Origin of the sequence: Microbacterium murale (genome assembly GCF_014635185.1) — a bacterium.
Lineage (GTDB): Bacteria > Actinomycetota > Actinomycetes > Actinomycetales > Microbacteriaceae > Microbacterium > Microbacterium murale.
Window position 1 is genome coordinate 227,526 of record NZ_BMCM01000005.1, and the last position, 23,763, is coordinate 251,288.

The 23,763-nt window shown below is 67.5% G+C and carries 18 protein-coding genes; 8 read left to right on the plus strand and 10 right to left on the minus strand.

Going from position 1 to position 23,763, the window contains the following annotated elements:
• The first annotated feature begins 69 nt into the window (after positions 1–69).
• On the plus strand, positions 70–2,010 hold the full coding sequence (gene pknB, locus IEV67_RS15455) for a Stk1 family PASTA domain-containing Ser/Thr kinase (protein WP_188437461.1): 1,941 nt from the start codon (positions 70–72) through the stop codon (positions 2,008–2,010).
• 131 nt (positions 2,011–2,141) lie between these two features.
• Here the strand turns inward: pknB and IEV67_RS15460 are convergent, their stop codons facing one another.
• A complete protein-coding gene (locus IEV67_RS15460) occupies positions 2,142–3,482 on the minus strand; it encodes a class II 3-deoxy-7-phosphoheptulonate synthase (protein ID WP_188437462.1) in 1,341 nt (446 codons plus the stop codon).
• A gap of 68 nt (positions 3,483–3,550) precedes the next feature.
• Positions 3,551–4,237, minus strand: a complete 687-nt coding sequence (locus IEV67_RS15465) for a lysophospholipid acyltransferase family protein (RefSeq protein ID WP_188437542.1) — start codon at positions 4,235–4,237, stop codon at positions 3,551–3,553.
• Positions 4,238–4,419: 182 nt separating this feature from the next.
• Here IEV67_RS15465 and IEV67_RS15470 point away from each other — a divergent pair, with 182 nt between their 5' ends.
• Positions 4,420–6,249, plus strand: coding sequence for an AMP-dependent synthetase/ligase (locus tag IEV67_RS15470; protein ID WP_188437463.1), 1,830 nt, complete (start codon positions 4,420–4,422; stop codon positions 6,247–6,249).
• 96 nt (positions 6,250–6,345) lie between these two features.
• On the opposite strand, the gene def is transcribed toward IEV67_RS15470, so the two are convergent.
• The 3 genes from def to IEV67_RS15485 are packed head-to-tail and all read right to left on the minus strand — an operon-like array spanning position 6,346 to position 12,275.
• A complete protein-coding gene (gene def / locus IEV67_RS15475; protein ID WP_188437464.1) occupies positions 6,346–6,837 on the minus strand; it encodes a peptide deformylase in 492 nt (163 codons plus the stop codon).
• Positions 6,837–8,825 (minus strand): MinD/ParA family ATP-binding protein, encoded by a 1,989-nt coding sequence (locus tag IEV67_RS15480; RefSeq protein ID WP_188437465.1) that lies wholly within the window; start codon positions 8,823–8,825, stop codon positions 6,837–6,839. Before IEV67_RS15480 ends, def begins: the two co-directional genes overlap by 1 nt.
• A 42-nt stretch (positions 8,826–8,867) precedes the next feature.
• Positions 8,868–12,275: a pyruvate carboxylase gene (locus tag IEV67_RS15485; RefSeq protein ID WP_188437466.1), complete on the minus strand. Its 3,408-nt coding sequence runs from the start codon at positions 12,273–12,275 to the stop codon at positions 8,868–8,870.
• Positions 12,276–12,368: 93 nt separating this feature from the next.
• Between IEV67_RS15485 and IEV67_RS15490 the strand changes: the two genes are divergently transcribed.
• The gene (locus tag IEV67_RS15490; protein WP_188437467.1) at positions 12,369–13,181 is read left to right on the plus strand and encodes a ParA family protein; all 813 of its coding nucleotides are present in this window, start codon (positions 12,369–12,371) and stop codon (positions 13,179–13,181) included.
• A 65-nt stretch (positions 13,182–13,246) separates the two neighbouring features.
• Here the strand turns inward: IEV67_RS15490 and IEV67_RS15495 are convergent, their stop codons facing one another.
• From IEV67_RS15495 to IEV67_RS15505, 3 genes are all read right to left on the minus strand, one after another.
• Complete coding sequence (locus IEV67_RS15495; protein WP_188437468.1) at positions 13,247–13,792, minus strand: MerR family transcriptional regulator; 546 nt, start codon at positions 13,790–13,792, stop codon at positions 13,247–13,249.
• Between the two features lie 99 nt (positions 13,793–13,891).
• Positions 13,892–14,581 (minus strand): transcriptional regulator FtsR, encoded by a 690-nt coding sequence (ftsR, locus tag IEV67_RS15500; RefSeq protein WP_188437469.1) that lies wholly within the window; start codon positions 14,579–14,581, stop codon positions 13,892–13,894.
• Positions 14,581–15,063: an FHA domain-containing protein gene (locus tag IEV67_RS15505; RefSeq protein WP_188437470.1), complete on the minus strand. Its 483-nt coding sequence runs from the start codon at positions 15,061–15,063 to the stop codon at positions 14,581–14,583. Before IEV67_RS15505 ends, ftsR begins: the two co-directional genes overlap by 1 nt.
• Positions 15,064–15,163: 100 nt before the next feature.
• On the opposite strand from IEV67_RS15505, the gene IEV67_RS15510 reads away from it, so the two are divergent.
• Both IEV67_RS15510 and lpdA read left to right on the plus strand, forming a co-directional pair.
• Positions 15,164–15,811: a copper resistance CopC family protein gene (locus IEV67_RS15510; protein ID WP_188437471.1), complete on the plus strand. Its 648-nt coding sequence runs from the start codon at positions 15,164–15,166 to the stop codon at positions 15,809–15,811.
• Positions 15,812–15,820: 9 nt separating this feature from the next.
• On the plus strand, positions 15,821–17,218 hold the full coding sequence (gene lpdA / locus IEV67_RS15515) for a dihydrolipoyl dehydrogenase (protein ID WP_188437472.1): 1,398 nt from the start codon (positions 15,821–15,823) through the stop codon (positions 17,216–17,218).
• A gap of 89 nt (positions 17,219–17,307) precedes the next feature.
• On the opposite strand, the gene IEV67_RS15520 is transcribed toward lpdA, so the two are convergent.
• Both IEV67_RS15520 and IEV67_RS15525 read right to left on the minus strand, forming a co-directional pair.
• Entirely contained in the window at positions 17,308–18,906 is a 1,599-nt protein-coding gene (locus IEV67_RS15520; protein WP_188437473.1) for a glycerol-3-phosphate dehydrogenase/oxidase, read from the minus strand.
• Complete coding sequence (locus IEV67_RS15525) at positions 18,903–19,514, minus strand: TetR/AcrR family transcriptional regulator (protein ID WP_188437474.1); 612 nt, start codon at positions 19,512–19,514, stop codon at positions 18,903–18,905. The genes IEV67_RS15520 and IEV67_RS15525 overlap by 4 nt, the downstream gene beginning before the upstream one ends.
• A 20-nt stretch (positions 19,515–19,534) precedes the next feature.
• Between IEV67_RS15525 and IEV67_RS15530 the strand changes: the two genes are divergently transcribed.
• The 3 genes from IEV67_RS15530 to IEV67_RS15540 are packed head-to-tail and all read left to right on the plus strand — an operon-like array spanning position 19,535 to position 23,734.
• On the plus strand, positions 19,535–21,163 hold the full coding sequence (locus tag IEV67_RS15530; protein ID WP_188437475.1) for an FAD-binding oxidoreductase: 1,629 nt from the start codon (positions 19,535–19,537) through the stop codon (positions 21,161–21,163).
• A 1-nt stretch (position 21,164) separates the two neighbouring features.
• Positions 21,165–22,109, plus strand: coding sequence for a YegS/Rv2252/BmrU family lipid kinase (locus IEV67_RS15535; RefSeq protein WP_188437476.1), 945 nt, complete (start codon positions 21,165–21,167; stop codon positions 22,107–22,109).
• A complete protein-coding gene (locus IEV67_RS15540; RefSeq protein ID WP_188437477.1) occupies positions 22,106–23,734 on the plus strand; it encodes a GMC oxidoreductase in 1,629 nt (542 codons plus the stop codon). The genes IEV67_RS15535 and IEV67_RS15540 overlap by 4 nt, the downstream gene beginning before the upstream one ends.
• Positions 23,735–23,763: the final 29 nt, after the last annotated feature.

Consider the following 23,763-nt stretch of genomic DNA (forward strand, 5'->3'; position numbering starts at 1 on the left):
GCCAATCCGGTCCCCGAAAGGGGTGAGCCGCTCCGCGGTCTGCCAGCCAGTTCTTCATAGACTCTGTACGTGACGACCAATCAGCAGGCTGATCCCCTCATCGGGCGGCTTGTCGACGGCCGCTACCGCGTGCGCGCTCGGATCGCGCGCGGCGGGATGGCGACCGTGTACGTCGCGACTGACCTTCGCCTGGAGCGCAGGATCGCTCTCAAGGTGATGCACGGGCACCTCAGCGATGACTCGGTGTTCCAGAGCCGATTCATCCAGGAGGCCCGAGCCGCTGCCCGCCTCGCCGATCCGCACGTCGTCAATGTGTTCGATCAGGGCCAGGACGGCGAGCTCGCCTACCTCGTGATGGAGTACCTGCCCGGCATCACGCTGCGCGAGCTGATGCGCGAACAGCGCCGTCTCACGATCCCGCAGACGATCACGATCATGGATGCGATCCTCGCCGGCCTCGCAGCAGCCCACAAGGCCGGCATCGTGCACCGTGACGTGAAGCCCGAGAACGTGCTGCTCGCCGAGGACGGCCGTATCAAGATCGGCGACTTCGGGCTCGCCAGGGCGACGACGGCGAACACCGCCACCGGGCAGCAGCTGCTCGGCACCATCGCCTACCTCGCCCCAGAACTCGTCACCCGCGGCACCGCCGACGCTCGCAGCGACATCTACGCACTCGGCATCATGCTCTACGAGATGCTCGTCGGCGAGCAGCCGTACAAGGGCGAGCAGCCGATGCAGATCGCCTTCCAGCACGCGACAGAGTCAGTGCCCCGACCGAGCGTGCGCAACCCAGGAGTCCCGGAACAGCTCGACGAGCTCGTGCTGTGGTCGACCGAGAAGTCCCCGGATGAGCGCCCGAACAACGCACAGGAGATGCTCGACCGCCTCCGCGAGATCGAACGCTCGCTCGGCGTCGCGCCCACGGCCGTCGCTGCGACGACCACGCCGATCCGTTCACAGAGCGATTCGGGCGATCTGACGAAGGTCATGCCGTCGACGATGGTGATCGAGGATGTCGCGGCCCCGGCGGCACAACCCGTCGACAACGCGACGCTGCTCAGGCGGCGCACGTCGAAACGCCGCGCCCGCGGCGCGTTCCTGCTGTCTCTCGTACTTCTGCTGGCCGTGGTCGCAGGAGGCGTCGGCTGGTGGTTCGGGTCAGGTCCTGGCTCACTCATCGCGGTGCCGGCGGTCGCGGGAAAGAGCTATGACGAGGCGGCGGCGGCGCTGTCCGACGAGGGCTTTGTCCCTGTCGCCGCCGAGGAGAGTTCGGTCGATATCGACCCCGGTGTCGTCATCCGCACCGATCCCGCAGGCGGCGAGCGACTGGACAGCGGCACAGAGGTGAGCGTTTTCGTCTCCACAGGTCCGGCGCCGCGCGCGGTCGAGTCGTTGAACGGCAAGACCGCCGACGAAGCGCGCAGCTATCTGGCGGAACTCGGACTCACCGTCTCCGACGACGATCTCCTGTTGTACTCGCGCGCGGACGAAGGCGTCGTGATCAATGCGAGCGTTACCCCGCGTGCCGGTGGCGACGATGTCGCATGCGGAGAGGGATGCAACGTCTTCGAGGCCGACACCGCACATCTGATCGTCTCGCTGGGCGGTCTGCCCGACGTCGTGGGTATGACGGCCTCCGAGGCGTCGTCGGCCATGGGCGAGAAGGACATCATGACGACCACCGTCGAGGAGTTCAGCAACGACGTCGAACAGGGACGCGTCATCAGCGTTCCCGAACGCGACGGTGGAGCCAACTGGCGCCCCGGCGACACCATGACCCTCGTCGTCTCCAAGGGACCACAGCTGTTCGAAGTGCCTGACGTGACCGGTCAGAACCGCGACACCGCCGCGAAGACGCTACGCGATGCCGGATTCGAACCCACATGGAACCCGCTGTGGACACCGTTCCCGAACGGGCTGACCGAGGTCACCGGCACCGATCCGGCCGCGGGAGCCATGCGCCGAGCGGGCAGCGAGGTCACACTCCTGATCCGCAGCGCCCTTTAGCTACGGCATCCGCTAGGCACGGCATCCGCTACATGAAGTGACATCCGCGCCATCGATCGATGCCGCGGATGTCACGAAGTGGCGCGCAACCGCGAAGCGGCGCGCCAGCGTCGCCGAGTCAGGGCCAGGCCTCAGCGCTTCTCGAGCTCCTCGGCGACGAGGAATGCGAGTTCCAGGCTCTGCATGTGGTTCAGTCGCGGGTCGCAGAGCGACTCGTAGCGCGTCGCCAGAGCGGCCTCGTCGATGTGCTCCGAGCCGCCGAGGCACTCGGTGACGTCATCGCCGGTGAGCTCGACGTGGATGCCACCGGGGAACGTGCCGACTGCGCGGTGCGCTTCGAAGAAGCCGCGCACCTCGTCGACCACATCGTCGAAGCGACGCGTCTTGTATCCGGTCGGCGTGGTGATGCCGTTGCCGTGCATCGGATCCGTGACCCACAGCGGCTGGGCGCCCGATTCCCGAACGGCCTCGAGCAGCGGCGGCAGTGCGTCGCGGATCTTGCCAGCGCCCATGCGCGTGATGAAGGTGAGGCGTCCCGGCTCGCGGTTCGGGTCGAGCTTGTCGATCAGCGCCAGCGCCGTCTCAGGCGTGGTGGTGGGACCGAGCTTCACGCCGATGGGGTTTCGGATCTTCGAGAAGTAGTCGACATGCGCACCGTCGAGATCACGCGTGCGCTCCCCTATCCAGAGGAAGTGCGCCGAGGTGTTGTACGGCGTGTCCGTGCGCGAGTCGATCCGCGTCATCGGGCTCTCGTAGTCCATCAGCAGGCCCTCGTGGCCGGTGAAGAACTCGACGCGCTTGAGCTCGTCGAAGTCTGCCCCAGCGGCCTCCATGAACTTGATCGCACGGTCGATCTCGGATGCCATGCGCTCGTACCGCTGGTTGGCGGGGTTCGATGCGAAGCCCTTGTTCCAGGAGTGCACCTCACGGAGGTCGGCGAAGCCACCCTGCGTGAACGCACGGATCAGGTTCAGCGTGGACGCGGCCGTGTGATACCCCTGAAGCAGACGCCCGGGATCGGCCTGGCGGGAGCCTTCAGTGAAGTCGTAGCCATTGACGATGTCGCCGCGGTAGGCCGGCAGCGTGACGTCGCCGCGCGTCTCCGAGTCGCTCGAGCGAGGCTTCGCGAACTGCCCTGCCATGCGACCCATCTTGACGATCGGCATCGACGCGCCGTACGTGAGCACGACGGCCATCTGCAGCACGGTCTTGATGCGGTTGCGGATCTGCTCCGCGGTCGCGCCGGCGAACGTCTCGGCGCAGTCACCGCCCTGCAGCAGGAAAGCCTGACCGGATGCCGCGCGCGCGAGGCGATCGCGGAGGTTGTCGACCTCACCGGCGAACACCAGCGGCGGAAGCCCGGCGATCTGTGCCGACACGTCAGCGACGCGATCCGCATCGGGCCAGGTCGGCTGTTGCTTGATGGGAAGTGTGCGCCAAGCGTCCAGGGCGGCGTCGAGCTGCTGAGGCATCTCCCCAGCTTACTGGCCGTGAGCGCGCCGCCTCGCCGTCAGAACCCCGCAGTCACGACCGCGGCCGGTCACGAACGCTGCGGCATCCGATCCCGCACCGAGGAGGCGTAGACGTCGTCGTATTGCTGCTCCCCCAGACGCTGCAGGGCGACCATGATCTCGTCCGTGACGGAGCGCAGGATGTAGCGGTCGTTCTCCATGCCCTCGTACCGGGAGAAGTCCAGCGGTTCGCCGATGACGATCCCCACGCGGACGATCCGTGGCACGGTGCGGCCGATGGGCATGGCGGTGTCGGTGTCGACCATGACCACGGGGATCACCGGAACCCTGGCCTCGAGCGCCATCCGCGCGATGCCGGTGCGCCCGCGATACAGCTTGCCGTCGGGACTGCGCGTTCCCTCGGGATAGATACCGAGAACGTCACCTCGTCCGAGCACCTGAAGACCCGTGTTCAGCGAGGCCTCTGAGGCCTTTCCGCCGGAGCGATCGATGGGGATCTGCCCGGTGGCCTTCATGAAGTACTTCGTCGCCCACCCCTTGAGACCGCGCCCGGTGAAGTAGTCGCTCTTCGCGAGGAACGACATCGGCCGATCGATCAGCAATGGGAGGAACACCGAGTCGGACACCGAAAGGTGATTGCTCGCCAGGATGGCGGCACCGTGCTTGGGCACGTTGCTGCGCCCCACGATCCAAGGACGGAAGATCGCCTTGACCACGGGGCCGATCACGACGTACTTCATCAGCCAGTAGAACATCGTCACGAAGTCTATCCCCGGCCCTGCCACCGCCCGTCATGACACCCACGAACCATTGCCGCGGGCCGCGCGACTGAGTGTCACTGAGTGCGTGACTGAATTCCAGAGTTGCCCGGGTCCGAGACCGGTTGTGCCCTAGACTCAGGGGAAACCCGTGCCCGACCGGTACCGAAGGAGTTGCCGTGGTTCAATTCGAAGTTCCCGCGATCGTCCCTGCTGATCCAGACGCGAACGTCTCCGATCTGCTGGCCAAACGAGTCGAAGCCACTCCCGACAAGGCCTTGTTCTCGGTCCCGAACGGCGACGGATGGAACGACATCAGCGCCGCCGACTTCCAGACGGCCGTGATCGCGCTGGCCAAGGGCCTCGTCGCCGCGGGCATCCAGCCCGGCGAGAAGGTCGGATTCCTCGCTCGCACCACGTACGAATGGACCCTGGTCGACTTCGCGCTCTTCTACGCCGGTGCGGTGATGGTGCCGATCTACGAGACCAGCTCGCCGTCGCAGATCCAGTGGATCCTCGAAGACTCCGGCGCCACGGCGCTCATCGTGGAATCCGCCGACCACTTCGCGAAATTCGACGAGGTGCGCGGCGACCTTCCACTGATCCGCGATGTCTGGCAGCTGCACGTCGGCGCCATCGATACGCTCACCGCCGCCGGCGTCGCCGTCGAGGACGCGGAGATCGAGCGCCGCCGCAACATCGCCGTGGGCTCCGACATCGCGACCCTCATCTACACGTCCGGTTCGACCGGACGCCCCAAGGGCTGCGTCCTGACGCACAGCAACTTCGTCGAGCTGTGCCGCAACTCGGCCAAGGCCCTCAACGCCGTCGTGGAGACCCCAGGAGCGTCCACGCTCCTGTTCATCACCACTGCGCACATCTTCGCCCGATTCATCTCGCACCTCAACATCCACGCCGGGGTGCGCACCGGACACCAGCCGGACACGAAGCAGCTGCTTCCGGCATTGGGTTCGTTCAAGCCGACCTTCCTCCTGGCGGTGCCGCGGGTGTTCGAGAAGGTCTACAACTCTGCGGAGCAGAAGGCTGAAGCCGGCGGGAAGGGCAAGATCTTCCGCGCCGCTGCGGCCGCGGCGATCGAGCACTCGCGCCTTCTCGAAGAGGGCAAGAAGATCCCGTTCGGGCTGAAGATCAAGTTCGCCCTGTTCGACAAGCTCGTCTACAGCAAGCTGCGGGCGGCCATGGGCGGCAACATCGTCTACGCCGTCTCCGGTTCCGCTCCGCTGGGGCCGCGCCTCGGTCACTTCTTCCACAGCCTCGGCGTCGTGATCCTGGAAGGCTACGGCCTCACTGAGACCACCGCCCCCGCGACCGTGAACCTCGCCGACAAGTCGAAGATCGGCACAGTCGGTCCGGCCCTTCCCGGCGTCGGGGTCCGCCTCGCTGAGGACGGCGAGATCGAGGTCAAGGGCATCAACGTCTTCAAGGAATACTGGAACAACCCCGAAGCGACGGCGGAATCCTTCCACGACGGCTGGTTCCGCACCGGCGACATCGGCAGCTTCGACTCGGAGGGCTTCCTCACGGTCACCGGCCGCAAGAAGGAGATCATCGTCACGGCCGGCGGCAAGAACGTCGCGCCGGCTGCGCTCGAGGATCCCATCCGCGCGAACCCGATCGTCGGTCAGGTCGTGGTCGTCGGTGATCAGAAGCCGTTCATCTCCGCCCTGATCACGCTCGACCCCGAGATGCTTCCGACGTGGCTCGGCAACAACGGCCTCTCGGCCGGGATGTCACTCGCCGAGGCGTCGAAGAACGAAGCGGTGCGGGCCGAGATCCAGCGCGCCGTCGACGTCGCCAACGGCAACGTGTCCCGCGCGGAGTCGATCCGCAAGTTCACGATCCTCGACTCGGAGTGGACAGAGGACAGCGGCCACCTCACGCCGAAGATGTCGATCAAGCGCAACGTGATCATGAAGGATTTCGCAGCTGAGGTCGCGGCGATCTACGACGAGCCGGTCAACACGACCAACGTTCCGATCGGCGGCTGAGCTTACCGAGACCCCGCCTTACCACCGAGACCCCGCCTTGCGTACGCCAGCAAGGCGGGGTCTCGGCGCGAAGATGGGGTCTCGGCGGTGAAGGTGTTAAAACCAGTCGCTCTCGCGGACCTCGCGCATCGCGATCTTGCGGTCCTCCGGGGCGAGTCTGGTGAGGTACAGCTTGCCGTCGAGATGGTCGGTCTCGTGCTGCAGCGCCTGCGCGAGCAGGCCCTCGCCCTCGAGCGCCACCGGTTCGCCGTCGAGATCGATCCCTTCGACGCGCGCCCAGGGGTGGCGGAGGGCATCGTGCCAGAGCCCGGGAACCGAGAGGCAGCCTTCGCCGGTCGGCACCGCTTCGCCGCGTACCTCGGTCAGCACCGGGTTGAGCACGTAGCCGATGTCGCCGTCGATGTTGTAGCTGAAGGCCCGTGCCGCCACGCCGATCTGCGGGGCAGCCACGCCGGCCCTGCCGGGCAGCTCGACGGTTTCGATGAGGTCGGCGACGAGGGCTCGCACGCCATCATCGATCTCTCCGATCGGCGCACACACGGTGCGCAGCACCGGGTCGCCGAAGATGCGGATCTCGCGAACCGCCATCAGGCCGCGCTCGCGCGAAGACCCTCGACGAGGGATGCTGCCAGCTCACGAGCCGCCTGGCGCGTCTCCGGCTGCAGGTTGGCGTACACGATGGCGCCTCCGCCGGCGATCTGCGAGTCGTACGGCATGCGCACCACGCTCTTCGCACGCGTGGCGAAGTGCGCCTCGAGTTCGTTCAGACGCACGAGCGGGCTGCCGGGCGTGGACTGGTTCAGGACGACGATCGATCGTCGCGCCAGCTCGGCATAGCCGTTCGTCTCGAGCCATGTCAGGGTCTCAGAGGCGAGACGCGCCTCGTCGACGCTGAGGCCGGAGACGATGATGAGCTGATCCGCCAGGTCGAGAGTCGCCCCCATGACGGAGTGCACGATGCCGGTGCCGGTGTCGGTCAGTACGAGCGAGTAATAGTGGGCCGCGACGTTCGCGACGTCGCGGTAGTCGTCGTCACTGAATGCCTCCGCGATGCGCGGATCAGCATCGGATGCGAGCACGTCCAGTCGTGTGGAGTCGCGCGCGACGATCGACGAGACATCGTGATATCCCTTGATCTCCTCGTGAACGCGCACGAGGTCGCGCACCGACTTGCTGTGCGTGCGTACGATGCGATCAGCCAGGGTGCCGCGATCGGGATTCGCATCCACGGCGATCACCCGGTCATCACGGGCATCCGCCAGTGCCATCCCGAGCAGCGCGGTGATCGTCGTCTTGCCGACACCGCCCTTGCGTGAGAGCACCGGCACGAACCGCGCGCCGCCCGCGAGAGGTGCGGCGATACGCGAGGTGAGAGCCTTGCGCGCGCGGGCACGCTTGCCGTCGCCGATGTTGATGCGTCGACCGGACGCCGCATACAGGAAGTGGCTCCACGCGCCCTCCGGCTCGGGCTTCGTCACCTGGTGAGGATCGAGCAGCCGGTCGGCCGTGAGCAGATCCGCCGACTCACGCGTCGCCTGACCCAGCTGATCACCGAGCCGCTTCGAAGTCAGTGCGACCTCGGGTCGTGCTGCGGCCGGCCGCTGGGAAATCGCCGTCTCCGCGGGCTTCCTGGCCGGCTTCGGAGTCTCTTCGGGGTTCGTCACAGTTTCGCTCTTCGCTTTCTCTGCCGGCACGGATGCCGCGGACGCAGACGTCGCGGATGCAGCAGCGTCCTGCTTGAGCGCGGCGGCGATCCACGCAGCTGTCGCACTCTCGGCTCGTGGTGGCGTGGCCGCTCTGGCCGCCGGTGTCAGCGGGGGCTCAGGTGCCGGTGCAGGCTCAGCCGCCGGCGCGGGCTCGGATGCTGGGCGGGACCCAGTCTCCGGTGCGGATTCGGCCGCGGTCTTCGAATCGGCCGCGGGCGCGGAGGCTGCCGCCACCCGTGCAGATGGCTTCTTCTTCGTCTTGGGCTTAGTTTTCGACGCTGCTCGTGCGGGTGCAGCGGCGACGGAGGCGTCCACCGCCTCGTCAGCGGACGCCTGCGAGCGCTCACCCTGCTCTTCGGCGCCAGCTTCCTCGGCCTGCTCGCCGTCGTGAACCGACACGATCTCAGGAGCCGACTCGTTCTCGGGCGCAGGCTCCGTCTCGTTCTCGGGAGCCGTCTCGGATGCCGAATCCGTCTGCGCGGCGGCCTCCGTGACCGGATCCGGCTCGACGACGGCCTCCACAATCACCTCGTCCGACTCGTCTGCCGGCGTCGGCTCCTCGTCGACGGCTCCGACATCCTCCGCCGGCAGTTCGATGACGATGCCGATCCTGTCCTCGTGGATGCGACCGATGTCGCTCGCGGCCACCGCGGCGGCCTCGACGGGCGGGTCGATGATGAGTTCCGAATGGATCTCACCGTCCAGCACCGCGTCGTCGACGAGGTCGTCGTCCTCGTCCTGCGGAAGGGAGACGCTCACCTGAGCGGTCTGTCCGAGAATGCCGATGGCCGTCGTATCCAACGACGCGGCGTCGTCTAGTACGCCGCGGGTTTCGTCCTCCGCGGAGTCGGATGAGTTCTTCGGTGTCACTGTGTCACTCCAAGCTTGTGCGAGCGTATCGCTCGCACAAGATTACTGGGCAGGACGTATGACGACCAAAAGGTCACCGGCATCCACCTGCTGGGTGGCGCCGATCGCGAGCCGATCGATGACGCCGTCCACGGGTGCGGTGATGGCCGCCTCCATCTTCATCGCCTCGATGGATGCCACCGGTTCACCGGCGTGCACGGTGGCGCCGACTTCGACCTTGAGCGAGACCACGCCGGAGAACGGCGCCGCCACCTGGCCGGGTTTCGACGTATCGGCCTTCTCGACCTCGTGGGCGTCGACCGCGATCGAACGATCCCGCACGAACACCGGACGCAGCTGTCCGTTCAGCGTCGTCATGACGGTGCGCATGCCCCGCTCGTCGGCTTCGCCGATGGCCTCGAGCCCGACGTACAGCTGCACGCCGCGGTCGATCTCGACGAGGTGCTCCTGGCCCTGCACGAGCCCGTACAGGTAGTCGCTGGTGTCGAGCACGGACAGGTCTCCGAACAGCTCGCGACGCTGCGCGAACTCACGGGTCGGCGCCGGGAACAGCAGCATGTTCAGCCGATCGCGCCGCTCCTGGCTGGTACCGGCCAGCGCCTTCTCGTCGTCGGCGGAGATCTCCGTGAGACCAGTGCGAACCTCACGCCCGGCGAGCACTTTCGTGCGGAAGGGCTCGGGCCATCCGCCTGGCAGTTCGCCCAGCTCTCCGGCCATGAATCCGACCACCGAGTCGGGGATGTCGTACTTCTCCGGGTTCGCCTCGAAGTCCGCCGGATCGGCGCGCACCGCCGCGAGGTGCAGGGCGAGGTCGCCGACGACCTTCGACGAGGGCGTCACCTTGGGAACGCGTCCGAGGATGCGGTCGGCTGCGGCGTACATGTCCTCGATGAGCTCGAAGTGCTCGGCGAGGCCCAGCGCCTTGGCCTGCTGGCGCAGGTTCGACAGCTGACCGCCTGGGATCTCGTGGTGGTACACGCGACCGGTGGGGCCGGGCAGCCCCGACTCGAACGGCGCGTACTGGTTGCGCACCGCCTCCCAATAGGGCTCGAGATCGGAGACGGCGTCCAGGTCGATCCCGCTGTCGCGGTCGGTGTGCACCAGCGCCGCGACGAGCGAAGACAGCGAGGGCTGGCTCGTCGTGCCGGACAGCGGGGCGGATGCCGCGTCGACCGCGTCGACGCCGGCGTTGCTGGCCGCGAGCAGGGTGGCGAGCTGTCCGCCCGGTGTGTCGTGGGTATGCAGATGCACCGGCAGGTCGAACCGCTCGCGCAGCGCCGTGACGAGCTTCGCCGCGGCAGCGGGACGCAGCAGTCCTGCCATGTCCTTGATGGCGAGCACATGCGCCCCGGCATCCACGATCTGCTCGGCGAGGCCGAGGTAGTAGTCCAGCGTGTACAGGTCTTCGGCCGGGTTCAGCAGATCTCCGGTGTAGCAGAGCGCGACCTCGGCGATCGAGGTACCGGTGGCGCGCACGGCATCGATGGCCGGACGCATCTGGGAGACGTCGTTGAGCGCGTCGAAGATGCGGAAGATGTCGACACCGCTGGCTGCGGCCTCGGCGACGAATGCCTCGGTGACCGCAGTCGGGTACGGCGTGTATCCGACGGTGTTGCGTCCGCGCAGCAGCATCTGGATGTTGATGTTCGGCAGAGCCGTACGCAGCTTGTCGAGTCGCTCCCACGGGTCCTCACCGAGGAAGCGGAGCGCGACGTCATATGTCGCGCCTCCCCAGGCCTCGACCGACAGCAGCCCTGGCGTGAGCCGCGCAAGATACGGGGCGGCCGCGACGAGATCGCGCGTGCGCACGCGGGTCGCGAGCAGCGACTGGTGCGCATCGCGGAACGTCGTGTCGGTGATCGCGAGCGCGCTCTGCTCGCGCAGGCTCTTCGCGAAGGCGTCCGGTCCGAGCTCGAGCAGACGTTGGCGAGAGCCGGGCACCGGCTCGGCGTTCAAGTCGATGCTCGGCAGCTTCGTCACGGGGTCTGCCACGCCCGGGTGGGCGCCGTTCGGCTTGTTGACCGTGACATCGACGAGCCAGTTCAGCAGTCTCGTGCCGCGGTCTTTCGAAGCGCGACCGCGCAGCAGCTCAGGACGCTCGTCGATGAACGACGTGCTGACATCGCCGGCGATGAAGTCCTCATCCTCGAGCAGCGCCTGGAGGAACGGGATGTTCGTGGAGACGCCGCGGATGCGGAACTCCGCCAGCGCGCGGCGCGCGCGACCGACAGCGGCTTCGAAGTCACGTCCGCGGCAGGTGAGCTTGGAGAGCATCGAATCGAAGTGGGGGCTGATCTGCGCGCCCTGGTGCACCGTGCCGCCATCGAGGCGGATGCCGGCCCCGCCGGGCGAGCGGTAGGTCGTGATCTTGCCCGTGTCTGGGCGGAAGCCCTGAGTGGGATCCTCAGTCGTGATGCGGCATTGCAGCGCTGCGCCGCGCAGGCGGATGTCGCCCTGCTGCAGGCCGAGCTCGGCGAGCGTCTCACCGGCGGCGATGCGCATCTGCGACTGAACGAGGTCGACATCGGTGACTTCCTCGGTCACCGTGTGCTCCACCTGGATGCGCGGGTTCATCTCGATGAAGACGACTTCACCGGTGCGCTCCCCCGCAGTCTCGAGCAGGAACTCCACGGTGCCGGCGTTCTCGTAGCCGATCGAACGGGCGAAGGCGATCGCGTAGCCGTGCAGAGCGGTGCGGATGCTGTCATCCAGGTTCGGCGCAGGGGCGATCTCCACGACCTTCTGATGACGGCGCTGCACGGAGCAGTCCCGCTCGAACAGATGCACCGTCTCGCCGGTCTTGTCGGCGAGGATCTGGACCTCGATGTGGCGGGGTCGCACGACGGCCTGCTCGAGGAACATCCGGGCGTCGCCGAAGGCGCTCTCCGCCTCGCGCATCGCCTCGGAGAGCGCCGGGGCGAGGTCTCCCTTGGTCTCGACGCGGCGCATACCGCGGCCGCCGCCGCCGGCGACGGCTTTGGCGAAGAGCGGGAAGCCGATGTCGTCGGCCTGGGCGAGGAGTTCGTCGACATCGGATGATGCCTCGGTGGACTTCAGGACCGGAACACCGGCCTCGATCGCGTGATGCTTCGCCTCGACCTTGTTGCCCGCCATCTCGAGCACCTTCGAGGGCGGACCGATGAAGACGATGCCGTTCTCTGCGGCGCGCTCCGCGAGATCAGGATTCTCGGACAGGAAGCCGTAACCGGGATAGATCGCGTCAGCGCCGGACTCGAGTGCGACACGGATGATCTCGTCGACGTCGAGGTACGCACGCACTGGGTGGCCGCGCTCGCCGATCTCATAGGCCTCATCAGCCTTGAGCCGGTGCTGAGAGCCGCGGTCCTCATACGGGAACACCGCGACGGTGCGTGCCCCCACCTCGAACGCAGCTCTGAACGCGCGGATCGCGATCTCACCGCGGTTGGCCACAAGAATCTTCTGGAACATGCACACCTCTGATGGCTCGTTGTACGCCGTATTCGACGTTCACGGGGCGGGGCTGAGTGTCTTCCAAGCCTAGGGGAAGGTAACGTGGTGTCCGTGCACGTACTCAGCGTCAGCTCTCTCAAGGGAGGCGTCGGCAAGACGACCGTGACTCTCGGACTGGCCTCAGCGGCCTTCGCCCGAGGCGTCCGGACACTCGTCGTCGACCTCGACCCGCAATCCGACGTGTCCACCGGCATGGACATCCAGGTCGCCGGCCGACTCAACATCGCCGACGTCCTGGCGAACCCCAAGGAGAAGGTCGTCCGCCAGGCGATCACCTCCAGCGGCTGGGCGAAGGTGCACCCCGGCACGATCGACGTGCTCATCGGCAGCCCGTCCGCCATCAACTTCGACGGTCCGCACCCGAGCGTGCGCGACGTCTGGAAGCTCGAAGAGGCGCTTGCCTCCGTCGAGAGCGACTACGACCTCGTCCTCGTGGACTGCGCGCCGTCGCTGAACGCGCTCACGCGCACAGCCTGGGCCGCCAGCGATCGTGTCATCGTCGTCACCGAACCCGGTCTGTTCTCGGTCGCCGCCGCCGACCGCGCTCTGCGCGCGATCGAGGAGATCCGTCGCGGCCTCTCCCCTCGTCTTCAGCCGCTCGGCATCGTCGTGAACCGCGTGCGCCCTCAGTCGATCGAGCACCAGTTCCGCATCAAGGAGCTGCGTGACATGTTCGGCCCGCTGGTGCTCTCGCCTCAGTTGCCCGAGCGCACATCGCTGCAGCAGGCCCAGGGTGCGGCCAAGCCGCTGCACATCTGGCCGGGAGACTCCGCTCAGGAGCTCGCCGCCGACTTCGACCTGCTGCTGGATCGGATCATCCGCACCGGCCGCGTGCCCGTCCCGGAGACCGGCGCTCAGGCCTGAACGAACGACACCGCATACGAAGAACGCGCCCGGCATCGCCGGGCGCGTTCTTCGTATGCGAGGTATCAGGCGGTGCGCTTGGTGCGACGCGCACCGAGCTCGTCGACGGGGTCGGGAGCAGTGGGGTCGAACTCGACGAGCGTCGACTCGACCTCGCGCAGGACTTTGCCGACGGCGATGCCGAAGACGCCCTGTCCGCGGCTGACGAGGTCGATGACCTCGTCGTTCGATGTGCACAGGTAGACGGATGCACCGTCGCTCATGAGAGTGGTTCCGGCGAGATCGCGGATGCCGGCGGCACGCAGCTGCTCGACCGCGATGCGGATCTGCTGCAAGGAGATGCCGGTGTCGAGCAGACGCTTGACGAGCTTGAGCACGAGGATGTCGCGGAAGCCGTACATGCGCTGAGACCCTGAGCCGCTGGCGCCGCGAACGGTGGGCTCGACGAGTTCGGTGCGTGCCCAGTAGTCCAGTTGACGATAGGTGATGCCGGCTGCACGAGCGGCGACCGCACCGCGGTAGCCGACCTCGTCATCCATCGCAGGCAGACCGTCCGTGAAGAGGAGTTCCGTCACGAACTGCGGGTCGCCTGCACGCTCATCCGCGTTCATTTGAATTCCTCCCTGAAGCATTTGTCTCCACGCTAGAGCAGTGCCCCGGCACCGGCAATGACATCCGCCCATCGGCGAAGGTGTGTCGCAACCAGTTCGTTACGAAAGCACTCGGGTGAGCGCTTCCTTGACGAAGAGCGAACGCACTTCGTCGATCTTCGTGGCAAGTTCCGGAGCCATCTCACGCGCTTTGCCACGTGACGTGGCATCCGTCCGTCGGAGCAGCGCAGACATCGCCGATTCGATCAGCGAGACCTCGCGCTCCGCACTCTGGCGCAGAGTGCGCAGGTGCCGCGGCTCGATTCCATGGCGATCCAGCGCGACGAGACCGCGCAGCAGCGTGACCGTCGTCTCCGGATAGCTCTCCGCCGCCACGATGATGCCGGTGCTGATGGCGTCGTTCAGGATCTGAGGCCCTGCGCCCGCCGCCGAGAGCAGTTCGTCGCGTCGGTAGCGCCGAGGCGCGGGAGCGATGGAGGGCGGCGGAGTGAACGCCGTCGCCACGTCGCCGTTGGCCTCTGCCTCATCCAGTTGCTCTCGGATGACGCTCAGGGGCAGGTAGTGGTCGCGCTGCAGCGTGAGACCCAGCCGGAGGCGATCGATGTCCGCCTGCGAGAACTTGCGATAGCCCGACTCCGTGCGCGACGGGCTGACGATGCCCTGCACCTCGAGGAAGCGCAGCTTGCTGGAGGAGAGATCGGGGAACTCCGGCGTGAGTCTGGCGAGTACCTGACCGATACTCAGAAGACCCGCGGACGCAGAGCGATCGCGGGCGTGGAGTGCCGCCATCAGTCGTTCGCCGCGAGATCGGCGGTCGAGGCGAAGAAGTTCAGCCGGAACTTGCCGACTCGCAGTTCGTAGCCGTTCGCGAGCGGACTGCGGTCGACGCGCTCGCCGTTGACGTAAGTCCCGTTGAGGGAGCGCTGATCGATGATCTCGAAGTCGTTGCCGGATCGAGTGATCTCCGCGTGACGACGTGAGACCGTGACGTCGTCGAAGAAGATGTCGGCCTCCGGATGCCGTCCGATCGTCGTGACGTCGGTGTCGAGGAGGTAGCGCGCCCCTGCCAGCGCACCCGAGCGGACCAGCAGCAGCGCTGACCCGGCGGGAAGTGCGGCGATCGCGGCCTGCTCGACGTCGGTGAGCTCTGCGCCGAAGGGCACGAAGGACAGGTCGGAGTCGTGTCCGAATGTCTGTGTGGCGTCGTGCCTCTGCTCGCCGTCGCGGTGAATGGCGGCGTCGCCTGCCGATCGGCTGTCGTTATCTGTCACGGTGGCCCTCCTCGCTGTCCAGACTAACTGATCCGACGCCGCCGCCGGGAGGGTCTGTACGAGTCAGCGCCCGCACAACGAAGTTTCCTATGCTGAGAATGTGCGCACCCTCACAGTTCGACGTTCCTCTGCCCCGCTCGCGCTGGCGTCGACGCTTCTCGTCGCCTTCGTCCTGCTCTTCGCCTGGCCGCAGTCTGCAGCGGCCCACGATGCGCTCGTCGACTCGGACCCGGCCGCCGACTCGACCGTCGACACGCTCCCGCCCGAGCTCACCCTGACCTTCAGCGCCGCGTTGATCGGCGGCGAGGGATCGACAGAAGTCGTCGTGCTGGATGCCGACGGGAACAACGTCGCAGACGGCGAGCCCGAGCTCGACGGTGCGATGGTCGTCCAGCCACTCGCATCCGAGGCCGCCGCCGGCCAGTACCACGTGATCTGGAAGGTCGTCTCCAGCGACGGTCACCCGACCTCCGGAGAGTTCGGGTTCGCCGTGAGCAGCGGCACCGCAGGCGACACGATTCCGAGCGCGGAGCCGACGACGGCTCCGGATGAATCATCCGCAGAGCCGACGGCGGCGCCCACGACAGCGGAGGATCCGGACATGTCCTCTGGATTCTCGATCTCGGCGCCCTGGCTCATCGGAGGTGCTGTGGTGCTGCTGATCGCCGCGTTCATCATTTTCATGGCCGTGCGCAGCAGGCGCGGATCGGCCCCTCGTTCCGATTCCGATGAGTCCGCAGAGGGATAGGCTTTAGGCATGCCACATTTCGACGTCGTCATCCTCGGCGCGGGCCCCGGCGGGTACGTCGCCGCAGTCCGCAGCGCACAGCTCGGTCTGAAGACCGCGGTCATCGAAGAGAAGTACTGGGGCGGTGTCTGCCTCAACGTCGGCTGCATCCCCTCCAAGGCTCTCCTGAAGAACGCGGAGCTCGCCCACACGCTGAACCACAAGGCCGAGTTCTTCGGCATCTCCGGTGAGTTCACCATCGACTTCGGCAAGGCGTTCGATCGCTCGCGCGAGGTCGCCAACGGCCGGGTCAAGGGCATCCACTTCCTCATGAAGAAGAACAAGGTGACCGAGTACGACGGCCGCGGCACCTTCACCGGCCCGAAGGCCATCTCGGTGGCCAAGACCGACGGCAGCACCGAAGAGGTCACCTTCGACAACGTCATCATCGCGACCGGTTCCAAGGTCCGTCTGCTGCCCGGCGTCGAGCTCAGCGAGAACGTCGTCACCTATGAGGAGCAGATCCTCAGCCGCGAACTTCCCGAGTCGATCGTCATCGTCGGCGCCGGCGCCATCGGCATGGAGTTCGCGTACGTGCTGACGAACTATGGCGTCAAGGTCACGATCATCGAGTTCCTCGACCGCGCACTCCCCAATGAGGATGCCGATGTGTCGAAGGAGATCACGAAGCAGTACAAGAACTACGGCGTCGACATCCTCACCTCCACCAAGGTCGAGAAGGTCGTCGACAACGGATCGTCCGTCACGGTCACCTACACCGGCAAGGACGGCAACCAGGCCTCGATCGAAGCCGCCAAGGTGCTCATGTCGGTCGGCTTCGCTCCGAACGTCGAGGGCTTCGGCCTCGACAAGACCGGTGTGAAGCTCACCGAGCGCGGCGCCATCGACATCGATGACCACATGAAGACGAACGTCGACGGCATCTACGCGATCGGCGACGTCACCATGAAGCTGCAGCTCGCACACGTCGCCGAGGCACAGGGCGTCGTCGCGGCCGAGACCATCGGCGGAGCCGAGACGCAGACGCTGGGCGATTACCGCATGATGCCGCGCGCGACGTTCTGCTCGCCGCAGGTCGCCTCGTTCGGGCTCACCGAGCAGCAGGCCAAGGACGAGGGCCGCGAGATCAAGGTCTCGACGTTCCCGTTCATGGCCAACGGCAAGGCGCACGGACTCGGCGAGCCGGTTGGTTTCGTCAAGCTGATCGCGGATGCCGAGCACCTCGAGCTCATCGGCGCGCACATGATCGGGCCCGACGTCTCCGAGCTCCTCCCCGAGCTGACGCTCGCGCAGAAGTGGGACCTGACGGCTCTCGAGCTGGCGCGCAACGTGCACACGCACCCGACGCTGTCGGAGGCACTGCAGGAGGGCTTCCACGGCCTCGCGGGCCACATGATCAACTTCTGAGTCGAGGGGACTCAATGCTGCGAAGCAGCGTTGAGTCCCCTTCGGCTCAAGATTGAGCGAGCCCGCCGAAGGCGCGCGAGTCGAAATCCCTACTGAGGTCGCAGAGCTGCGAGCGTCTCCGCGACGACTTCCGAGACGACTCCGGACGCGGCTGCCCGGTCCTCGGGGACCAACCCGATGCGGGTGCGGCGGTCGAGGACGTCGTCCGCATCGAGCGCCCCCTCCGCGCGCACGGCGAACATCACCTCTGCACGGATGACGTCGATGCCCTCCGCCACACGTTCGGCGCCGCCGGAGCCACCGGCTGCGAGAACTGCTGCCGCCTCCGCGCCATAGCGCGAGCGAAGCGTGGCCGATGAACGGCGCGAGGCGACGGGATCCGCGATCGGCACCGGCGAGCCGGCGGCTCCGACGAGCGGAAGACGATCGGTACGGCATCCGGGGTCGACGAGTCCCGCGTGCCGACAGGCGAGGTCGACGGCATCCTTCGCCATGGCGCGATACGTCGTCAGCTTGCCGCCGAGGATGCCGACGGTGCCGTTCGATGACACCTCGACGCGATGGCGGCGGGAGATGTCGGCGGTCGAGTCCCCGGAACCGGACTCGACGAGTGGGCGCAGCCCGGCGAAGGAGCCGCGGACGTCGCTGCGACTCAAGGGGCGCTCCAGCGCCCGCGACAGCGTGGTCAGCAGGAAGTCGATCTCGTCACCGGTGGGAGACGGCACATCCGGAATCGAACCGGGGGCATCGACGTCGGTGAGGCCGACGATGACGCGTCCGAGCTGGGTGGGCAACGCGAACACGTAACGGCTGATCGATCCGGGGTGCGGCACGGCGAGTGCGGCCGTGGGATTGCCCAGCGCCGCCGCATCGAGGACGATGTGCGTTCCCCTGCTGGGTCGGAGGCGGATGTCGGGGTCGAGCTGACCGGCCCACACACCAGCGGCGTTCACGACGGCACGGGCGCGCACGCGTATCGAGCCGCCGCCGAGCCCGTCCTCCAATGTCGCACCGTCTGCGCCGACATCCTTCACGCGCGTGCGGGTGAGGATCGTCGCACCGTGAGCGGCCGCAGTCCGGGCGATCGCCGTGACGAGCCGCGCGTCGTCGACCAACTGACCGTCGGTGCTGACCATCCCGCCGCGCAGGCCCGTCCGACTCACGGCGGGAAACATGGCGACGGCCTCCGCCACGGACGCTCGATGCGGACGAGGCAGAACGGCACCGGGCGTCCCTGCGATGCGGCGGAGGCCGTCGCCGAGCCAGAAGCCGATGCTCCCGATCGTGCGCTGTGTGAACGAGACGCCCTCCACGAAGGGAAGCAGCTGCGGCAGCGGGCGGATGAGATGCGGTGCGATGCGCGTCATGAGCAGGTGGCGCTCGACCGCGCTCTCGCGGGCGACCGCCAGATCACCGGAGGCGAGGTATCGCAGTCCGCCGTGCACCAGCTTCGAGCTCCAGCGACTCGTCCCGAAGGCGAGATCGTGCGCCTCGGCGAGAACCACGGAGAGTCCGCGGCTCGCGGCATCCAGTGCCACCCCCGCACCGGTCACGCCACCGCCGATCACCAGCAGGTCGACCTCACGCCCCTCTGCGAGCGTCTCCAGCTCACGCGTCCGTCTGGCCGCGTTGAGCATCGACGATGCTCTGATGCCGGTCGCTGCGGCCGCATTCGATCTGGACGTCATGGCAGCAGGTACCCCTCCACGGCGCGAGTGAGCTCACGATGCCATTCCGATGCGCCGATCAGCGAGGAGACAGCCTGGCGGGAGAGGACCGCGGACTGCACGATGAGCAGCAGCATGACCGACATGTCGCCCGCAGCGCCCTCTCGAACCGTGCCGCCGGCCTGTCCGCGTGCGATCGCGACTTCGAGCCAGCGCAGCATGGCACGCTGACTCGAGCCGATCCGCTCGAGGCTGTACTGCGTGAACACCTCCGGTTCCCGATCCAGCAGCCGCCCGAAGACACGATCGTCGCGGAAGAGTTCGGAGAAGCGCATCACTTCTGCGACGAGCTCGTGGCCGGTGCGCACATCGGGCGCCATCCTCGCGATGATCGACACCGTCTGCCTGAGCAGCGCGGCGCGCACCACCTCATCGGTCCCCGGCCAGCGGCGGTAGATCGTCGGCCTGCTCACTCGCGCGTCGCGGGCGAGTTCCGCGATCGTGAATCCTCCGGTTCCGCGCGACGCGATGAGATCGGATGCGACGTCGAGCAGGCGCGCGTCGACCTCATCCCAGACGGGGAGTGCGGATGCGCTCGATGACACCGTGAGTGCTTGACGATCTTCCATGATGTGTCACACTGTAACGCATGACGACGGAGACTACACCGGCATCGACGACGAGCTGGAACGGCTGGGGCGACCCTGGCTTGGCAAAGGACCTTCCCCTGGCCGTGCGCGCTCTGCTTCCCACGATCCTCGGGCGCATCCGCCGCCCGGAACCGCCCGTGGCGCTCTCCGACGTGATCGCGGCAGCGTCCTCGCTCACCGAGGAGGATCGCGCGGACCTCGTCGCGATCGTCGGTGCGGATGCCGTCCGCACGGATGACGGGAGCCGCATCCGGCATTCAGGGGGCCGGTCCACGCCCGACCTCCTGCGCCTTCGTGCTGCTCATCAGGCCGCCCCCGACGCAGTCGTCTCGCCACGCGATCACGATGAGGTCGTCCGGGTGCTCGGTTTCGCGTCAGAGCACGACATCGCCGTCATCCCCTTCGGCGGCGGGACGAGCGTCGTCGGCGCTCTCGCGCCGCAACGCGGTGCGCACCGGACTGTCATATCCCTGGACGTGCGGCGCCTGAGCGGCCTGCTGCACTTCGACGAGGTCAGTGGCGAAGCCCGCTTCCTCGCGGGGACCACGGGGCCGGAGGCCGAGCGTCTGCTCACGGCACACGGGTTCGAACTCGGACATTTCCCGCAGAGCTTCCTCTACGCGACCCTCGGCGGCTTCGCCTCGGCCCGCTCCTCCGGCCAGAACTCCGCCGGCAACGGTCGCTTCGACGCGATGGTCACGGCGCTGCGCGTCGCGACGCCAACCGGCGAGGTCGTACTCGGCGGAGCGCCCGGATCCGCGGCCGGCCCCGATCTGATGCGCCTCTTCCTCGGAGCGGAGGGCACGCTCGGCGTCATCACCGAGTTGAGCGTGCGCGTGCATCCGCTGCCCGAAGCGCGTCGATACGAAGGGTGGACGTTCCCCGATTTCGAGACCGGTGCCGATGCGCTCCGCCGCGTCGCGCAACTCGGCACAGGGCCGACCGTCATCCGACTCTCGGATGAGGCCGAGACGGGTATCGGGCTCGCGCAGCACGGACGCGTGGGCAAGGCGCTGGCGAAGGGATGCAGCGCGATCACCGTGTTCGAGGGCGATGCTGCGGTCGTCGCCGAGCGACAGGAGCTCACCGCACGGGTGCTCGCCGCGGCCGGCGGACGCTCGACCGGTCCGGCGCCCGCCGAGGAATGGGCTCGAGGGCGGTTCGGCGCCCCCTACCTGCGCGACGCGCTGCTCGATCATGGCGCCTTCTGCGAGACGCTGGAGACCGCGACGACCTGGGCCGATCTCCCCCGGCTGAAGACCGCCGTCACCGACGCCATCCGCTCCGGCTTCGCCGAGCAGAACTCGAAGTCACTGATCCTGTGCCACATCTCCCACATCTATCCCACGGGCGCCGCGCTGTACTTCACGATCATCGGCAACCTGCGCGGCGACGTACTCGAAGAATGGAGCCTGATCAAGGCGGGCGTGAACGACGCGATCCTCGCCAACGGCGGCACGATCAGCCACCATCATGGCGTCGGGCGGGATCACGCGCCGTGGTTCGCACGTGAGGTCGGCGAGGGCGGCATCCGCATCCTGCGCGCGGTGAAGGACCAGCTCGACCCGTCAGGGATCATGAACCCCGGCGCACTGCTGCCTGCATCGGCTTCCGCCGAGAGGAGCTGACGTGCGGCACGTCTTCGTTCTCGCCAACCCCGAAGCGGGACGCGGAAAGGGCGCCAAGGCCCGCGATGCCGCGATCGCCCGACTAAGGGGCTTCGATCTCAATCTGTCGGTGCGTACCGGTTCGTCGATCGCCGAGACTCGACAGTTCGCGATCGAGGCGGTCGCAGCGCGGCCGGACGTTCTCGTCATCGTCGGCGGCGACGGCACACTCGCGATCGTGCTCGATGTGCTCGTCGGCTCCGGGATCCCCATCGTGCTGGTGCCGGCCGGCACAGGCAATGACCTCGCGCGCGCACTCGGCATCCCCTTCGGATCGGCCGAGTCCGCAGCCGCAGCAGTCTCAGCCGCCGCGCATGGAGTGCCCAGAGCCCTCGACGTCGGAGAGGCGGTCTGCCCGGACGGCACCGCGCTGTTCCTCACCGTCGCCGCCCTCGGCTTCGACGCCAAGGTCAGCGAACGCACCAACACGCTCCGCTGGCCGCGCGGGCGTGCCCGCTACTACCTGGCGATGATCATCGAGCTGATCCGCCTGAAACCCATGACGTTCACTCTGCGCGCCGACGGCATCGAGAGCCCGCTCTCGCACGGCACGCTGATCGCCGTCGGCAACACCCGCAGTTACGGTGGCGGGATGCCCGTCTGTCCGCAGGCAGACCCGCACGACGGCGTGTTCGATGTCGTCCACATCGCGCCAGTGGGCAGGGCGAAGCTGATCCGTCTCCTCCCGCGGCTGCTGCGCGGCACGCACGTGCAGCTGCCAGAGGTGACGACGCTGCGTGCCACCGAAATCGAAGTGGCCGCACCCGGACTCGTCGTGTATGCCGACGGCGAGCGCGTCGGCTCAGAGAGCGTACGCATCCGTACGCTTCCAGGAGCTCTGCAGATCCTGCTGCCCTCGATCGACGGCGATCATGCGGACTTCGATATGAGAAGGGCGCATCGATGAACGGACGGTTCGATCACGACGTGGTAGTCATCGGCTCCGGTTTCGGGGGTTCGGTGGCGGCCCTGCGCTCGGTCGAGAAGGGGTATCGGGTGCACGTGTACGAAGCGGGGCGCCGCTTCGCCGACGACGACTTCGCGAAGACGTCGTGGGACGTCAGGCGCTATCTGTGGGCTCCCGCGCTCGGATGCTTCGGCGTGCAGCGCATCCACAAGCTGCCGCACGTCGTGATCCTCGCCGGGGCGGGCGTCGGCGGCGGATCGCTCAACTACGCCAACACGCTCTACCGGCCTGGCGAGGAGTTCTTCGTCGATGGGCACTGGCCCGGCGGGTTCGATTGGGAGCAGGAACTCGATCCGCACTATGCGACGGCTCGGCGGATGCTGGGCGTCGTCGAGCGCTACCCGCACACGGGACCGGTCGAGCGGATCATGGCCGGGGCGGCCGAGGATCTAGGTGTGGGCGATACGTTCCGGCACGCGCCGGTCGGCGTGTACTTCGGCAAGCCGGGCGTGACCGCTCCCGACCCTTTCTTCTCCGGCGATGGGCCGGCCCGCACCGGCTGCACGCTCTGCGGCAACTGCATGGTGGGCTGCCGGGTGGGCGCGAAGAACACGCTCGCGAAGAACTATCTCGCGCTCGCCGAGAAGCGCGGCGTCGTGATCGAGCCGCTGCGCACGGTCGTCGATGTGAAGCCCCTCGACGGCGGCGGCTACGCCGTGACGACGGTGCGCAGCGGATCGTGGATCCGGCGTCCGAGAACAGTGACCGCCGAGCAGGTCGTGTTCGCCGGCGGCACCTGGGGCACGCAGTCCCTTCTGCATCGGATGAAGGCGACCGGCTCGCTCCCCCGACTGTCCGAGTCCCTCGGTCACCTCACGCGGACGAACTCCGAAGCGCTGGACGGCGCCATCTCGGTCGCCGTCCCAGAGAAGGTCGGCCTCGCTCACGGTGTCGCGATCACGACCTCGTTCCACGTCGACGAGCGCACTCACGTCGAGAACGTGCGCTACGGCCCCGGTTCGAACCTGATGGGGATGCTGGCCACCGGACTCGTCGACGGTGGTCGTCCCCTCGTCTCGCGGATCGGGGCGCTCATCGTGCAGCTGCTCCGGGCTCCCCTCACCACCCTCCGACTCGGCTCGCTGCGACGCTGGAGCGAGCGGGGCATCATCGCGCTCGTCATGCAGACCGCAGACAACTCGCTCACGCTCTCGGTGAAGCGGCGCTTCGGCCGATATCGCCTGACGAGCGCACAGGGCGAGGGAGAGCCGAACCCGTCCTACCTGCCAGGGGCCCACCGCGCCGCTCGTGCGATCGCGGCACGGCTCGAGGATGAGGGCGGCGTGCGCACCGAAGCCCGCGGCTCATGGCCGGAGGTGTTCGGCATCCCGCTGACTGCGCACTTCCTCGGCGGCGCGATCGTCTCCGCCTCCCCAGAGCGGGGCGTCGTCGACCCGTACCACCGCATCTGGGGATACCCGGGGCTGCACGTCGTCGACGGCGCCGCCGTGCCGGCCAATCCCGGTGTGAATCCCTCCTTGACAATCACCGCGATGGCTGAGCGGGCGATGGCACGCTGGCCGCAGCGCGGCGAGCAGGATTCTCGGCCGCCGCAATCGAACTGATCAGCCGTGGTGCCACTGCGACCGGTGGA

Bases quoted from the DNA above. Each gene is read 5' to 3' on its own strand.
- IEV67_RS15460 (WP_188437462.1), bottom strand. From the start codon at position 3,482: ATGCCTCAGCAGCTCGACGCCGCCCTGGACGCTTGGCGCACACTTCCC.
- IEV67_RS15465 (WP_188437542.1), bottom strand. From the start codon at position 4,237: ATGTTCTACTGGCTGATGAAGTACGTCGTGATCGGCCCCGTGGTCAAG.
- def (WP_188437464.1), bottom strand. From the start codon at position 6,837: ATGGCGGTTCGCGAGATCCGCATCTTCGGCGACCCGGTGCTGCGCACC.
- IEV67_RS15485 (WP_188437466.1), bottom strand. From the start codon at position 12,275: ATGTTCCAGAAGATTCTTGTGGCCAACCGCGGTGAGATCGCGATCCGC.
- IEV67_RS15495 (WP_188437468.1), bottom strand. From the start codon at position 13,792: ATGAACGCGGATGAGCGTGCAGGCGACCCGCAGTTCGTGACGGAACTC.
- ftsR (WP_188437469.1), bottom strand. From the start codon at position 14,581: ATGGCGGCACTCCACGCCCGCGATCGCTCTGCGTCCGCGGGTCTTCTG.
- lpdA (WP_188437472.1), top strand. From the start codon at position 15,821: ATGCCACATTTCGACGTCGTCATCCTCGGCGCGGGCCCCGGCGGGTAC.
- IEV67_RS15520 (WP_188437473.1), bottom strand. From the start codon at position 18,906: ATGACGTCCAGATCGAATGCGGCCGCAGCGACCGGCATCAGAGCATCG.
- IEV67_RS15525 (WP_188437474.1), bottom strand. From the start codon at position 19,514: ATGGAAGATCGTCAAGCACTCACGGTGTCATCGAGCGCATCCGCACTC.
- IEV67_RS15530 (WP_188437475.1), top strand. From the start codon at position 19,535: ATGACGACGGAGACTACACCGGCATCGACGACGAGCTGGAACGGCTGG.
- IEV67_RS15540 (WP_188437477.1), top strand. From the start codon at position 22,106: ATGAACGGACGGTTCGATCACGACGTGGTAGTCATCGGCTCCGGTTTC.